Here is a 14,836-nt window from a genome sequence, read left to right on the forward strand (position 1 = left end):
CTCGCGCTGACGTCGACGGCCCTCATCGGGTCCCCGGCGCAGGCGGCTCCGTCCGGAGCGCAGATCCCCGCGCGAGACGTGCCTGTCGCGGCTCCGCTCTCCCAGGCGGCGCCGAAGGCGCCGAAGGCCGCAGCGGCCGACCCCTACTCCGTCCTGATCTTCTCGAAGACCGCCGGCTTCCGGCACGACGCCATCCCCACCGGCATCGCCGCCATCCAGCAGCTCGGCGCCACCAACGGCTTCACGGTGGACACCACCGAGGACGGCGCCGCGTTCAGCGACGCCAACCTCGCCAAGTACAAGGCCGTGATCTGGCTCTCCACCACCGGCGACGTCCTCAACGCCGACCAGCAGGCGGCCTTCGAGCGGTACGTGAAGGCCGGCGGCGGTTACGTCGGCGTCCACGCCGCCTCCGACACCGAGTACAGCTGGGCCTGGTACGGCGACCTGGTCGGCGCGTACTTCGCCAACCACCCGCAGAACCAGCAGGCCACCGTCAAGGTGGAGGACCCGGCCCACCCGTCCACCGCCGGACTGCCGGAACGCTGGTCCCGGTTCGACGAGTGGTACAACTTCCAGACCAACCCCCGGTCGGACGTGCACGTCCTGGCCAGCCTGGACGAGAAGAGCTACACCCCGGGCGCCGGCGCGATGGGCGCCGACCACCCGACGGCGTGGTGCCAGGACTTCGACGGTGGCCGCTCCTGGTACACCGGCGGCGGGCACACCCGTGAGTCGTACGCCGAGCCCGAGTTCCTCAAGCACCTGCTCGGCGGCATCCAGACGGCGGCCGGCGTGGTCGACGCCGACTGCGGCGCGTCGAAGACCTCCAACTTCGAGAAGGTCACGCTGGACAGCAACACCAGCAACCCGATGGAGCTGGACATCGCCCCCGACGGGCGGGTCTTCTACATCGAGCGCGACGGTCGCGTGCAGATCATCAAGCCGGACACCGGCAACACCGTCACCGCCGTCGACCTGGACGTCTTCACCGGCAACGAGGACGGCCTGATCGGCATCCGGCTCGACCCGGACTTCGCCACCAACAAGTGGGTGTACCTGTACTACGCCCCGAACGACAACGTCACGCGGAACCTGCTGTCCCGGTTCACCGTGACCGGCGACACCATCGACCTGGCGAGCGAGAAGCAGGTGCTGCGGGTCGACACCCAGCGCAACACCTGCTGCCACGCGGGCGGCAGCATGACCTTCGACAGCGCCGGCAACCTGTACCTGGCCACCGGTGACAACACCAACCCGTTCGAGTCGAACGCGTACGCGCCGCTCGACGAGCGTCCGGGTCGCCAGGACTACGACTCGCAGCGCACGTCGGCCAACACGAACGACCTGCGCGGCAAGGTGCTCCGGATCCACCCGGAGGACAACGGCACGTACACCGTCCCGTCCGGCAACCTCTTCCCGGCGGGCACCGAGAAGACCCGTCCCGAGATCTACGCGATGGGCTTCCGCAACCCGTTCCGGATCGGCACCGACCCGAAGACCGACACGCTGTACGTCGGTGACTACGGGCCGGACGCCAACTCGAACAACCCGGACCGAGGCCCGCGGGGTCTGGTCGAGTGGAACGTCGTGACCCCCGGCAACTACGGCTGGCCGTACTGCACGGGCACGAACGAGGCGTACAACGACTACACGTTCCCGTCCGGTCCGAGCGGTCCGAAGTTCGACTGCGCCGCGCCGGTCAACAACTCGCCCAACAACACGGGCCTGACCAACCTCCCGCCGGTCGTCCCGGCCACCGTCGACTACGGCTACGCCGGTGACGCGCGGTACCCGGAGATCGGTGGCGGTGGCGCGCCGATGGGCGGCCCCGCCTACCGGTACGACGCCAACCTCAACTCGACCCGCAAGTGGCCGGCCTACTTCGACGGCAAGGCGCTGCTGGGCGAGTGGAACCAGAACAAGATGTACACGATGCAGATGACCGCCGACGGCAAGTCGTTGGTGGACATCAACCAGTTGCTCCCCGGCATGTCGATGATCCGGCCGATGGACTTCGAGTTCGGTCCGGACGGCGCGCTGTACCTGATCGAGTGGGGCAGCGGCTTCGGCGGCAACAACGACAACTCCGGGGTCTACCGGATCGACTACACCGCCGGTGACCGTGCGCCGATCGCGGCGGCGGCCGCCAACCCGACCTCGGGTCCGGCCCCGTTGACGGTGCAGTTCTCCAGCGCCGGCTCTCGGGACCCGGACGGTGGCACGCTCACCTACGCCTGGGCGTTCGGTGACGGGCAGACCTCCACCGAGGCCAACCCGACGCACACGTACGCCACGGCGGGCAACTACACGGCGCAGCTCACCGTGACCAACCCGAAGGGCCGCACGGCGGTGGCCAACGTACCGGTCACCGTGGGTAACACGGCGCCGACGGTGACCATCGAGTTCCCGCCGGACGGTGGCTTCTTCAACTGGGGTGACCAGGTCCGCTACACGGTCAAGGTGACCGACCCCGAGGACGGGCAGATCGACTGCACCAAGGTGAACCTCCAGGTGCTGCTCGGTCACGACGAGCACGCCCACCCGCTGGAGCAGCACACCGGCTGCACCGGCACGGTCCAGACGTCGCTCGCCTCCGGGCACGGCGCCGAGGCGAACGTGTTCGCGGTCTTCGAGGCCACCTACACCGACAAGGGTGGCGCGGGCGGTTCCGGCGCGCTCACCGGCCGGCAGATCGAGATCCTGCAGCCCAAGCAGAAGCAGGCCGAGTACTTCACCGCCACCGGGCGTACCCCGGTGAGCACGGGCGGCGGCGACGCCGGCGTGCAGCGCGAGGCCGCGACCGACACCGCCGGTGGCGGTCAGAGCATCGCGTTCATCGAGGACGGCGACTGGTGGTCGGTCGTTCCGGCGAACCTCACCAACATCACCGAGATCCGGTTCCGGGCCGCCTCGGCCGCCGCTGGCGGTCGGATCGAGGTCCACGCCGGTGCGGTCGACGGACCGGTCGTGGCCACGGCCACCGTTCCGGCGACCGGCGGGTGGCAGACGTACACGGACGTGAGCGCGCCGGTGACCGGTGCCGCGAGCGGCGGGCTGTACTTCGTGGCCCGCGACCCGAACGGCGGAACGGGTTCGCTGTTCAACGTCAACTGGATGGACTTCGTCGGTCGCGGCGTCACCGAGAACGGGCCGCCGGTGGTCACCGCCACCGCGACCCCGACCACGGGCACCGTGCCGCTCACCGTCGCCTTCGACGGCACGGCCACCGACGCCGAGGGTGACACCCCGCTGACGTACGCCTGGGACTTCGGTGACGGCGGTACGGCGTCCACCCTGGACGCCAGCCACACGTACACCAGTGTCGGTGCCTTCACGGCCACCCTCACGGTGACCGACAGCAAGGGTGCCAAGTCGTACGCCACGGTGCCGGTGCGGGTGAACGCTCCGGACACGTCCTGCCTCGGGGCGCGTTCGGACGACTTCAACGGCAACACGCTGGACAAGAGCCGGTGGACCACCGTGGTCCGGGAGAACCAGCTCTACTCGCTCAGCGGCGGCGCGCTGAAGCTGCCCACCTCGGTGGGTGACCTATACGGCGCCCGCAACGACGCCACCAACCTGGTACTCCAGGCGGCGCCGACCGGCGCCTGGGAGATGACCACCAAGGTCACCCTCCCGGTGACGGCCAACTACCAGCAGGCCGGCCTGCTGGTGTACGGCGACGACGACAACTACGCCAAGGTGGACCTGCTCTACAACGGCAGCCGTCGGGTGGAGTTCATCCGGGAGACCGCCGGGACGCCGCGCAACGACGCCGCCGACGCCGCCAACGCGCCGGCGGGTGACACCGTGTACCTGCGGGTCACCAGCGACGGTACGAACCTGACCGCCGCCTTCTCGGGCGACGGCCAGACGTTCACCCCGGTCGGCCGTTCGGCCGCGCTCGCCGGCATCACCAACCCGCGGATCGGGGTCTTCGCGCTCAACGGAGGCACCGAGGCGCCCGTGGTGGACGCCGCGTTCGACTCGTTCGTGGTCACGCCGGACGCCCCGGCCGGCCCGGTCGAGCCGTCGGACGAGTTCACCGGCACCACGCTGGACAAGTGCCGGTGGGACGCCATCGTTCGGGAGGACCCGAACGGCTACCGGGTGACCGACGGCGCGCTGCGGATCGACGTGCCGAACGGTGACATCTACGGCACCGACAACACCGGGCCGAAGAACTTCATCCTCCAGACCGCGCCCTCGGGCGACTGGACCCTGGAGACCAAGGTCGACGGCAGTCTGCTGAACGAGCAGTACCAGCAGGCCGGTCTGCTCGTGCAGGCCGACGACGACAACTACCTGAAGTTCGACTTCATCGCGGACAACCAGGCCGGCCAGGCGGTCACGCGGCGGATCGAGTTCCGCAGCGAGATCGGCGGGACGGTGCAGAGCCCGCAGCCGGAGGCGACGAGCCTCACCTCGGCGGTGTGGTACCTGCGCCTGGCCCGGGTGGGCGACACCTTCACCGCGTCGTACTCGGCCGACGGGACGACCTGGACCACGCTGGAGGCACTTACCAACAGCGCGGTGGGCGCCACCCCGAAGGTGGGTCTGTTCACCCTCGGCGCCAACCAGACGGCGTCGAAGACGGCCGCGTTCGACTACTTCCGGTTGAGCACGAAGGTGGCCGACGACAAGGCGCCGGTCACCACCGCGGCGGTGTCCGGCACGCCCACCGACGGGTGGTACACCGGCCCGGTGACGGTCACCCTGACCGCCGCCGACGAGGCCGGTGGCAGCGGGCTCGCCAGCACGGAGTACCAGCTGGACGGGGCCACCGCGTGGACGGCGTACACCGCGCCGGTGGCGATCAGCGGTGACGGCGAGCACGAGCTGCGCTTCCGCTCGACCGACAAGGCCGGCAACGTGGAGTCGACGAAGACCGTCACGGTCAAGATCGACGCCACCGCGCCGGTGACCACGGCGACGTTCGCCCCGGCGAACGACGCGGGCTGGCACAACGGGACGATCCCGGTGGTGCTGGCCTCGACCGACGCCGGTTCCGGGATCAAGACGGTCGAGTGGTCGCTGGACGGTGGCGCGTGGACGCCGTACACGACGCCGGTCGAGGTGAACGGTGACGGGCAGCACGAGCTGCTGTACCGCTCCACCGACAAGGCGGGCAACGTCGAGACGCTCAAGTCGGCGATCCTGAAGATCGACGGCACCAAGCCGACGCTGCTGGTCTCCGGCATCGCCGACGGCCAGCTCTACGGCGACAGCCAGGACGTCCGCGTGTCCTGGCAGGCCGTGGACCCGACCTCGGGCATCGCGTCCGTGGTCGGCCAGCTCGACGGCAACACGTACGCCAGCGGCACCCTGCAGGCCATGTACGAGCTGTCGCTCGGCCTGCACGAGCTGACCGTCACCGCGACCGACAAGGCCGGCAACAAGACGACCTCGAACGTCCGGTTCTTCGTCACCACCTCGTTCCGGGACATGCAGTTCCTGCTGGACCGGTTCAAGGCGACGGGGCGGTTGTCGGCCAAGGCGCACAAGCAGTTGACCGCCAAGCTCGACGCGGCCCGCCAGGCCGAGGCGGCCGGCAACGACAACAAGGCGATCAAGCAGCTGACCCAGTTCCGGGACCTCGCCACCGACGCCACCCTGGTGGCCGAGGCCGAGATCCGGGACACCCTCACCCGGGACGCCGACGCCATGATCGTGCGGCTCGGCGGTACGGCCAGCAAGGCCGGCGTCAAGGCCAATGACGGCGAGCCGGTCAAGGGCACGGGACGGCTCGGTGGCGACGCCACCCGGCTGGCACCCGGTCGCCAGCTCTGATCCGATCGAGGCCCCTCTCCGACGCTCCGGCGTCGGGGAGGGGCCTCCCTCATTAGGGAGGAGACGTCCGTGACGCGTATCCGCACGGCGGTCGCCGCCGTCCTCGTCGGACTGGCCCTGACAGTGTTCGCCGCTGCCCCGGCGGCCGCTCAGGCCGCTCAGGCCGACAAGCTCAAACTCGTGGTGGCCGGCGACGGCGCCGAAGGGGTCACCATCCAGGCCACCTACCCCGATGGGCGTCGGCTGGACCGGGTGGTGCGACTGGTCCTCACCGCCACCGGCCCGGACGGGCAGAAAATCGGGCCGGTGCAGTTGGAGCCGCAGCCCGAGGGGCAGGGCTTCTACAGCAGCGGCCCGGTGCTCACCGCCGGCACCTGGAAGGTCAAGGTGAACTCCCCCGCCCCGCTGCCGGGTGAGGCCACCGCAACGGTGCAGGCCCGTGCCGCGCAGTCTCCGCCCCCGCCGCAGCCGGTCGCGGTGACCAAAACGGCTGACGGCGCGGGCGGCGCGGGCTGGTGGCCGTACGCGGCGGCCGGCCTGTTCGTCGTCGCCGTGGCGATGGGGGTGGCCATGCTGTTCGGCCGCCGCCGCACCACCACCTGACCGACAGGCGTTTCACCAACCGGGCCGGGCCGCTGTGAGCGGCCCGGCCCGTCGCCGTCTGACCGGCTCGTGATCGACTCGGCTTCCCCGAAGTCGGGGTGTCCCGCACAACAGGTCACCCCTACTTCAAGGAACGCGAGTGGATCAAGCGCGGCGCGCGCCGTCGAGCAACGGAACCGGCACGTGTCCGGCTCAGAGAATGTCGCGCAGGGCGGTCAGGTCCTCGTCGGTGGGCTCCCAGGTGCCGGCGGCGGCGTTGGCGTGCACCTGCTCGGCGCTGGTGGCGCCGGCGATCACCGACGTCACCGCGGGCTGGGCGGCCAGGCCGCCGATCGCCACCTGGAGCATGCTCAGACCCCGCTCGTTCGCGTACGCCTCGATGGCCTCGATGGTGTCCCAGTCGGCCGCCGCGAGCCGGTCGGCGTACCGGCCGCCGCCGGAGAGCCGGCTGCCGGCCGGAGGCTGCTCGCTGCGCTTGTACTTGCCGGTGAGCAGGCCGTTGGCGAGCGGGAAGAACGGCAGCATGCCGAGGCCGAACCGCTCACACGCCGGGATCACCTCGGCCTGGACCGAGCGCTCCAGCAGGCTGTAGTGGTTCTGCGCGCTGATGAAGCGGGCCCGGCCGTTTGACGACGCGACCCAGTCCGCGTCGGCGATCTGCCAGCCGGCGAAGTTGGAGTTGCCCAGGTAGCGCACCTTGCCGTCACGGACGAGGTCGTCCAGCGCGGCGAGGGTCTCGTCGATCGGCGTACCCGGGTCGGGCTCGTGCATCTGGTACAGGTCGATGTGGTCGGTGCCGAGCCGGCGCAGCGACGCCTCGACCGCGCGGGCGATGTACCGGCGTGCGCCACGGGCCCCGAAGTCCGGCCCGTTGAGGCCGTGCATGTCCATACCGAACTTGGTGGCCACCACCACGTCGTCGCGGCGACCCTTGAGCGCCTGCCCGAGCAGCTCCTCCGAGCCACCCTGCGGCTCGCCGTAGATGTCGGCGGTGTCGAACAGGTTGATCCCGGCGTCCAGGGCGGCGTCCACCACCGCTCGCGTGCCGTCGAGGTCCAGCTTGCGGCCGAAGTTGTTGCAGCCGATTCCGACGACGGACACCACGAGCCCGGAGTCGCCCAGCCGGCGATAGGTCATCTCAGTCACGAGATCCACCCTATGCCGAACGAAGGAAGGGCCCCTTACTAACGCATAGCGTTAGTAAGGGGCCCTTCCTTCGACATCAGCCGACGTCCCAGACCGGCTCCGGGGTCTCCACCACCTCGTTGTCGCCCCGGAACAGCACGAACCGGTCGAAGGAGCGGGTGAACCACCGGTCGTGCGTGACGGCCACCACCGTCCCCTCGAACGCGTTCAGACCCGCCTCGAGGGCTTCCGCGCTGGCCAGGTCGAGGTTGTCGGTGGGTTCGTCGAGCAGCAGCAGGGTCGCTCCGGACAGCTCCAGCAGGAGCACCAGGAACCGCGCCTGCTGCCCTCCGGAGAGGGTGCCGAAGCGCTGGTCACCCTGCCCGGCCAGCTCGTACCGGCTGAGCACCCCCATCGCCGCGTGCCGGTCCATCCCCTGGCGGTGCTCGTCGCCCCGCCACAGGATCTCGACAAGCGTCTTTCCCATCAGCTCCGGTCGGTCGTGCGTCTGGGAGAAGTGCCCGGGGCGGACCCGCGCGCCGAGCCGGGCCACGCCGTCGTGCACCACGGGCGCGAGCGCGCCCGCGCCGTCGACCGGCCCGTTCGCCGGGTCGGGATCGGTGCCGCCGCGCGCCAGCAGCCGCAGGAAGTGCGACTTGCCAGTGCCGTTGGCGCCGAGGACCGCCAGCCGGTCGCCGTACCAGATCTCCAGGTCGAAGGGGAAGGTCAGGCCGTCCAGCTCGAGCTGGTCGCAGACGACCGCGCGCTTGCCGGTCCGCCCGCCGGTCAGCCGCATCCGGATGTCCTGGTCCTTCGGGGGTACGGGCGGCGGCCCGGCCTCCTCGAACTTGCGCAACCGGGTCTGCGCGGCCTGGTACCGCGACGCCAACCCGTCGTTGTACGCGGCCTTCTGCTTGTACATCAGCATCAGCTCGCGCAGCTTCTGGTGTTCCTCGTCCCAGCGTCGACGCAGCTCGTCGAGGCGGGCGTGCCGGGCCACCCGGGCCTCATGCCAACTGGCGAAACCACCCGGGTGCACCCAGGCGCTGCCGCCCTCGACGGCGACCACCCGGTCCGCGCTCTGCGCCAGCAGCTCACGGTCGTGCGAGACGTAGAGCACCGACTTCGTCGACTCCCGCAGTCGCGCCTCCAGCCAGCGCTTGCCGGGCACGTCGAGGAAGTTGTCCGGCTCGTCGAGCAGCAGCACCTCGTCCGGGCCGCGCAGCAGCAACTCCAGGGCGAACCGCTTCTGCTGCCCGCCCGAGAGCGTACGTACCGGTCGATCGCGTACTGCGTCCCACGGCTGGTCGAGCACGATGGTGGCGACGGTGTCGAAGAGCACCTCGGCGTCGTACCCGCCGATCTCGCCCCAGGCGCCGAGCGCGTCCGCGTACGCCAACTGTGCCTTGCCCGCGGCGTTGCTGAACTTGCCGTGGGTCTCGGCCGCCCGCATCGCCGCCTCGGTCTCGCCGAGCCGGCGGCCGGCGTCGCGCAGCGCCGGCGGGGCCAGCGACAGGGCCAGGTCGGCGAGCGTCGTCTCGTCGCCGATCATGCCGATGAACTGCCGCATCACGCCCAGCCCGCCGGCCCGCGCGATGCTGCCCGCGCGTACCGGAAGGTCACCGGCGACCATCCTCAGCAGTGTCGTCTTGCCGGCGCCGTTCGGCCCGACCAGGGCGACCTTGGCGCCCTCACCGACCCGGAACGACACGTCGGCGAAGAGTTCCCGACCGTCGGGCAGGGTGTGCCCGACCGCTGCCACGTCCACGTATCCCACGCCGGGATCCTGCCCCACCCGGGACCGGTAGGGACATCCAATTACCGGGTGACCCGCAGCACCCGGAAGCCCTTCTGGCTGGCGTGCCGCTCGACCTGCCAGCCCTGTTCGACGAGCCAGCGGTGCAGCGAGTCGCCACCCAGGTGCCGGGCGACGACCAACCAGCCGACGCCGTCCGGGGCGAGCCGTGGCAGCCAGCGCCGCAGCAGCTCGTGCAGCTCGTCCTTGCCGACGCGGATGGGCGGGTTGGACCAGAGCTGGGCGAAGGTCACCTCCGCCGGCACGTCGTCCGGCGCGCTCACCCGGACCCGGTCACCGGCGCCGATCCTCGCCGCGTTGGCGGCGGTGAGGTCGCGGGCGCGGGAGTTCACGTCGACGGCCCAGACGGTGCTCGTCGGCGCGAGGTCGGCCAGGACGCACGCGATGGGTCCGAACCCGCAGCCGAGGTCGAGCAGGTCACCTGTGGTGTCGGCGGCGGGCAGGTCGGCCTTGCGCAGGAGTACCGCGGTGCCGGGGTCGAGGCGACTGGCGGAGAAGACACCGCCGGCCGAGGCGAGTCGGTAGTCGCGGTCGGCGACGGAGAATTCGACCTCGCGCGCCGGTGCGTCGCTGGCGGGCTGCGCGGTGAAGTAGTGGTCGCCGGTCACGTCGGCAATTCTCGCATCGGCTCGGGCGGCTCACGACACTGCCCACACCCACATTTCCCCGATATTACCCCCTAAAGGGACAATGACTCCTACTCTGGGCGACATGGTGTATCGGTACCAGTCCGAAGAGGACGCATTCGAGGACCCCGACGGGTCCGACCTGGACGTGCTTGGCGCCGGTCCCCCTCCACCGGCTGGCCCGTCGCCGTCGCGTTTCCCCGCGCCGTCGCTGCCCCGGCCCAACCAGTTGGTGCTGCCGTCGAACCAGCCACCGCCGGCCCCCCGCGTCACCGCGCCGGTGGCGGCTCCCCGCAGCCAGGTCTACACCTCGGCCCAGCCGGTGGAGCCGTCCGCACGGCGCGGCGGTGGGCGGCTCTGGCAGGTGGTGATCGGCGGCGCGGCCGTCCTCGTCCTGCTCGCGCTCTGCGGCCTGGGCGCCGCCGCGCTGCTGCTGGATCGCGACGCGACACCACAGTCCACCCCGACGTACCAGCCGAACGCCGCGCCGTCCGCCAGCGTCCAGCAGCAGCAGGATCTCGACTCGCGGGACACCGACCAGGTGCCGCTCACCGCGAAGGAACTCTTCCCCGACAAGGAGCTGAAGCTCGCCGCAGGCCAGCCCGCCTACCAGGTGCTCAAGACCCAGTCCAGCGGCAGTTGCGCCGTCGCCGCCACGGACGAGGTCGCGGACCTGCTGGTGCGGCTCGGCTGCAACCAGGTCGTCCGGGCCACCCTGCGGAGCCCCGGCGGCGAGCACCTGGTCACCACCGGCCTGTTCAACCTGACCGACAGGGCCAACGCCGAGCGGGCCCGGGACCGGATCCGGCAGATCCTCGACGAACGGCAGGGTCGGTTCCAGGGGCTCACCGCCGGCGACGACACCGATGCGCTGACCAGCGCCCCGGCCCGGGTGGGCTGGCAGGTCCGCGGCCACTACCTGGCGTACGCGCTGGTGGTCCGTGCCGACGGAACGGCGGTCAAGTCCGGCGACACCAAGATCCGGGAAGTCCTGTTCGACATGCTCGAGGCGCACCTCAGCAAGGGCGTCCTCCAACGGCGGGCCGACATCGGCACTGCCGGGCAGCCAACCGGGGCGTCCACCGGGGGCAGCGGCAGCCAGAGCCCCAACGAGGACGGCGACTGACCCGCGACCGCGTCCGACGGGTGTGCCGCCGAACAGGTGGCACACCCGTCGTCGTCCGTACCGGGTCCGCCCGTCAGCCCTCGACCGGCACGCGCAGCCGGCGCGTCAGGTCGGCACGGCGCGCGTAATCCGCCGGATCGTCCGGGTAGCCGACCGCGACCAGGGTCAGCCCGTGCGCCGGCGCCACCGTCACCTCGCTGGACCGCTCCTGCCGGTTCAGCAGGCTACCCGGCCACCGCACCGGCCGGCGGCCGTCGCCGGCCGCGAGCATCGCCCCCACGAGGCTGCGCACCATCGCCTGACAGAACGCGTCCGCCTGCACGGTGGCGACCAGGATGCCGTCCGGGTCCCGCCGCCAGTCCAACCGGGTCACCTCGCGCAGCGTCGTCGCGTTCTCCTTGCGTCGGCAGTACGCGGCGAAGTCGTGCTCGCCCACCAGCCCCTGGGCCGCGGCGTTCAGGGCGGCCAGGTCCAGCGGTCGCGGCCAGGCCAACACCTCGTGCCGGCGCAGCGGCTCCGCCCCGTACGGCGCGTCGGTCACCCGGTACTCGTAACGCCGGTAGGTGGCCGAGAAGCGGGCGTCGAAGTCGGTGGGCACCTCCGTCATCGCCCGTACCCGCACGTCGGTGGGGAGCAGCCGGGCCAGCCGGCGCAGCAGCCGCCCCTCGTGCTCCCGCCACACCTCGACGGGTAGGTCCAGGTGACAGACCTGCCCGGAGGCGTGCACCCCGGCGTCGGTCCGACCCGCGACGGTCAGGCCGGTCGCCGTACCCGCGCCCAGGACCAGGACCAGGGTCTCGACGAGCACCCCGGCGACGGTCCGCCGCGTCGGCTGGGGCGCCCACCCGGAGAAACCCGCGCCGTCGTACGAGACGTCCAGCCGCAGCCGGATCCGCTCGTCCACCTCGTACCTCCTGTTACGGGTCGGGCCCGACACCCCGAAAGGGGTGCCGGGCCCGCACTGATGCCCGAGGTCAGGCCTTGTTCTCCTCGGTGGCGAGGTCGCTGTCCTCGCGCGCCTCGGCGGTGTCGCCAGAGGCCGACACCGGCGCCTCGGAGTCCTGGTCGGCGTCGGCCGACTTCGGAGCGTCCTCCGCCGGGGCGAGCGCCTCGACCTTGTCCTGCTGCGCGGCCTTGCGGGCGGCGGTCTTCTTGTTCACCTTCGGCTCGGCGACCTGAAGCTCCTCCACCAGCTCGATGATCGCCATCGGCGCGTTGTCACCCTTGCGCGGACCGGTCTTCACGATCCGGGTGTAACCGCCGGGGCGGTTGGAGTACCGGGGCGCGATCTGGTCGAACAGGGCGTAGACGACGTCCTTGTCCTTGACGACACCCAGCACCCGACGCCGCGAGGCGAGGTCACCGCGCTTGGCCTTGGTGATGAGCTGCTCGGCCAGCGGGCGCAGCCGCCGGGCCTTCGTCTCGGTGGTCTGGATCTTGCCGTGCTGGAACAGCGCGGTCGCCAGGTTGGCGAGCATCAGCCGCTCGTGCGAGGGGCTGCCGCCGAGGCGGGGGCCCTTGGTGGGCGTGGGCATTTTTGGTGCTCCTCAGTTGTGGCGGCAGCGCGGACTAGAGCTGCTCGGTCTCGCGGTAGTCGTCGGTGTCGTAGTCGGCCTCGCCGAAGGTGTCCACGACGTGCGCCGGGTCGAAGTTCGGAGCCGAGTCCTTCAGCCCGAGACCCATCCCGGCGAGCTTCATCTTGACCTCGTCGATCGACTTCTGACCGAAGTTGCGGATGTCGAGGAGGTCGGCCTCGGTACGCCCGATGAGCTCACCAACGGAGTTGATGCCCTCGCGCTTGAGGCAGTTGTAGGAGCGGACGGTCAGGTCCAGCTCCTCGATCGGCAGAGCGAGGTCCGCCGCCAGCTGGGCGTCCTGCGGGGACGGCCCGATGTCGATGCCCTCAGCCGTCTCGTCCAGCTCACGAGCCAGACCGAACAGCTCCACCAGCGTCGAGCCGGCGGAGGCCAGCGCGGTGCGCGGGCCCATCGACGGCTTGGTCTCGACGTCGATGATGAGCCGGTCGAAGTCGGTGCGCTGCTCGACGCGGGTCGCCTCGACGCGGTAGGTCACCTTCAGCACCGGCGAGTAGATCGAGTCGACCGGGATCCGGCCGATCTCGGCGCCGGACTGCTTGTTCTGGGCGGCCGTCACGTAGCCCCGGCCCCGCTCGACGGTCAGCTCCATGTCGAGCCGGCCCTTGCCGTTCAGGGTCGCGAGCTTGAGGTCCGGGTTGTGCACCGAGACGCCGGCCGGGGGCTGGATGTCGCCCGCCGTCACGTCGCCCGGGCCCTGCTTGCGCAGGTACATGCTGACCGGCTCGTCGTGCTCGGAGCTGACGCACAGCTCCTTGATGTTCATGACGAGCTCGACCACGTCCTCCTTGACACCGGGGATCGTGGTGAACTCGTGCAGCACGCCGTCGATCTTGATCGAGGTGACCGCCGCACCCGGGATCGACGACAGCAGCGTGCGCCGCAGCGAGTTGCCCAGGGTGTAGCCGAAGCCCGGCTCGAGCGGCTCGATGGCGAACCGCGACCGGGTCTCGTTGATCGACTCCTCGGAGAGGGAGGGTCGCTGGCTGATGAGCATCTTTTCTCTTCTCTTCCGGGGCGCCCGCTATTTGACGCCCACGACACAAACTGTTCCGGTGGCCCGCCCCGAAGGGCGGACCACCGAACGAGCTCGGACTACTTGGAGTAGAGCTCGACGATCAGCTGCTCCTGGACCTGCGTGTCGATGACCTGCCGGGCCGGGAGGGAGTGCACGAGCACCTTCATCTGGCTCGGAATGGCCTCGAGCCACGCCGGAACCGTCTTCGAACCGGCCTGAGCCTGCGCCACCACGAAGGGGGTGAGCTCCTTGCTCTTGCCCCGGACCTCGATGATGTCGTGCTCCTTGACGCGGTACGACGGGATGTCGACCTTCTTGCCGTTCACCGTGAAGTGACCGTGCTTGACCAGCTGGCGGGCCATGTCCCGCGAGTGGGCGTAGCCGGCCCGATAAACGACGTTGTCCAGCCGCGACTCGAGGATCTGCAGGAGGACCTCACCGGTCTTGGCCTGCTTGCCGACGGCTTCCTCGTAGTAGCCACGGAACTGCTTCTCCAGCACGCCGTACACGCGGCGGGCCTTCTGCTTCTCGCGGAGCTGGAGCAGGTACTCCGTCTCCTTGGTGCGGCCGCGGCCGTGCTGCCCGGGCGGGAACGGCCGGGACTCGAACGGGCACTTCGGACCATCGCACTTGCTGCCCTTGAGGAACAGCTTCATCTTCTCCCGCCGGCAACGGCGGCAGTCAGCACCGGTGTAACGAGCCATCTCTCTCTACCTCTCAGACCCGACGACGCTTAGGCGGACGGCACCCGTTGTGCGGCTGCGGGGTGACGTCGGCGATCTGGCCGACCTCGAGGCCCACGGCCTGCAGCGAACGGATAGCGGTCTCCCGGCCGGAGCCGGGGCCCTTGACGAACACGTCGACCTTGCGCATGCCGTGCTCCATGGCGCGACGAGCGGCGGCCTCGGCGGCCAGCTGCGCGGCGAACGGAGTCGACTTGCGGGAGCCCTTGAAGCCCACCTGGCCCGCGGAGGCCCAGGAGATGACCGCACCGGTCGGGTCCGTGATGGACACGATGGTGTTGTTGAAGGTGCTCTTGATGTGCGCCTGCCCGTGGGCGACGTTCTTGCGTTCCTTGCGCCGGACCTTCTTGACAGCGGCTCCGGCACGAGCCTTCGGTGGCATAAGTCTGTG

At 70.5% G+C, this 14,836-nt stretch carries 11 protein-coding genes; 3 read left to right on the top strand and 8 right to left on the bottom strand.

Annotated elements, in window-relative coordinates:
- Window positions 1-78: 78 nt before the first annotated feature.
- Both ABZ272_RS16280 and ABZ272_RS16285 read left to right on the top strand, forming a co-directional pair.
- Window positions 79-5,793 (top strand): ThuA domain-containing protein, encoded by a 5,715-nt coding sequence (locus ABZ272_RS16280; protein ID WP_355050746.1) that lies wholly within the window; start codon window positions 79-81, stop codon window positions 5,791-5,793.
- Window positions 5,794-5,862: 69 nt separating this feature from the next.
- Window positions 5,863-6,396, top strand: a complete 534-nt coding sequence (locus tag ABZ272_RS16285) for a hypothetical protein (RefSeq protein ID WP_355050747.1) — start codon at window positions 5,863-5,865, stop codon at window positions 6,394-6,396.
- Between the two features lie 192 nt (window positions 6,397-6,588).
- Here the strand turns inward: ABZ272_RS16285 and ABZ272_RS16290 are convergent, their stop codons facing one another.
- From ABZ272_RS16290 to ABZ272_RS16300, 3 genes are all read right to left on the bottom strand, one after another.
- Window positions 6,589-7,533, bottom strand: coding sequence for an aldo/keto reductase (locus ABZ272_RS16290; RefSeq protein WP_355050791.1), 945 nt, complete (start codon window positions 7,531-7,533; stop codon window positions 6,589-6,591).
- An 85-nt stretch (window positions 7,534-7,618) separates the two neighbouring features.
- The gene (locus tag ABZ272_RS16295) at window positions 7,619-9,298 is read right to left on the bottom strand and encodes an ATP-binding cassette domain-containing protein (RefSeq protein WP_355050748.1); all 1,680 of its coding nucleotides are present in this window, start codon (window positions 9,296-9,298) and stop codon (window positions 7,619-7,621) included.
- Window positions 9,299-9,339: 41 nt separating this feature from the next.
- Window positions 9,340-9,945: a methyltransferase gene (locus ABZ272_RS16300; protein ID WP_355050749.1), complete on the bottom strand. Its 606-nt coding sequence runs from the start codon at window positions 9,943-9,945 to the stop codon at window positions 9,340-9,342.
- A gap of 103 nt (window positions 9,946-10,048) precedes the next feature.
- Between ABZ272_RS16300 and ABZ272_RS16305 the strand changes: the two genes are divergently transcribed.
- The gene (locus tag ABZ272_RS16305) at window positions 10,049-11,089 is read left to right on the top strand and encodes a hypothetical protein (protein ID WP_355050750.1); all 1,041 of its coding nucleotides are present in this window, start codon (window positions 10,049-10,051) and stop codon (window positions 11,087-11,089) included.
- Between the two features lie 73 nt (window positions 11,090-11,162).
- Here ABZ272_RS16305 and truA read toward each other — a convergent pair whose 3' ends face one another.
- From truA to rpsK, 5 genes are all read right to left on the bottom strand, one after another.
- Complete coding sequence (truA, locus tag ABZ272_RS16310; RefSeq protein ID WP_355050751.1) at window positions 11,163-11,993, bottom strand: tRNA pseudouridine(38-40) synthase TruA; 831 nt, start codon at window positions 11,991-11,993, stop codon at window positions 11,163-11,165.
- Between the two features lie 70 nt (window positions 11,994-12,063).
- Window positions 12,064-12,624 carry a 50S ribosomal protein L17 gene (rplQ, locus tag ABZ272_RS16315; protein ID WP_355050752.1) on the bottom strand — a complete coding sequence of 187 codons (561 nt, stop codon included), beginning with the start codon at window positions 12,622-12,624 and terminating at the stop codon, window positions 12,064-12,066.
- 34 nt (window positions 12,625-12,658) lie between these two features.
- The gene (locus ABZ272_RS16320) at window positions 12,659-13,681 is read right to left on the bottom strand and encodes a DNA-directed RNA polymerase subunit alpha (RefSeq protein WP_007465227.1); all 1,023 of its coding nucleotides are present in this window, start codon (window positions 13,679-13,681) and stop codon (window positions 12,659-12,661) included.
- A gap of 98 nt (window positions 13,682-13,779) precedes the next feature.
- Window positions 13,780-14,406: a 30S ribosomal protein S4 gene (gene rpsD, locus ABZ272_RS16325; protein ID WP_007465229.1), complete on the bottom strand. Its 627-nt coding sequence runs from the start codon at window positions 14,404-14,406 to the stop codon at window positions 13,780-13,782.
- Between the two features lie 13 nt (window positions 14,407-14,419).
- The gene (gene rpsK / locus ABZ272_RS16330) at window positions 14,420-14,827 is read right to left on the bottom strand and encodes a 30S ribosomal protein S11 (RefSeq protein ID WP_030329919.1); all 408 of its coding nucleotides are present in this window, start codon (window positions 14,825-14,827) and stop codon (window positions 14,420-14,422) included.
- Between the last annotated feature and the right edge of the window lie 9 nt (window positions 14,828-14,836).

This window comes from Micromonospora sp. NPDC005979 (genome assembly GCF_040614415.1).
In the GTDB taxonomy this organism is placed as follows: domain Bacteria; phylum Actinomycetota; class Actinomycetes; order Mycobacteriales; family Micromonosporaceae; genus Micromonospora.

Coding starts and splice junctions, on each gene's coding strand:
- ABZ272_RS16320 (WP_007465227.1), bottom strand. CDS start 13,681: ATGCTCATCAGCCAGCGACCCTCCCTCTCCGAGGAGTCGATCAACGAG.
- rpsK (WP_030329919.1), bottom strand. CDS start 14,827: ATGCCACCGAAGGCTCGTGCCGGAGCCGCTGTCAAGAAGGTCCGGCGC.
- rpsD (WP_007465229.1), bottom strand. CDS start 14,406: ATGGCTCGTTACACCGGTGCTGACTGCCGCCGTTGCCGGCGGGAGAAG.
- ABZ272_RS16290 (WP_355050791.1), bottom strand. CDS start 7,533: ATGACCTATCGCCGGCTGGGCGACTCCGGGCTCGTGGTGTCCGTCGTC.
- rplQ (WP_355050752.1), bottom strand. CDS start 12,624: ATGCCCACGCCCACCAAGGGCCCCCGCCTCGGCGGCAGCCCCTCGCAC.
- ABZ272_RS16305 (WP_355050750.1), top strand. CDS start 10,049: ATGGTGTATCGGTACCAGTCCGAAGAGGACGCATTCGAGGACCCCGAC.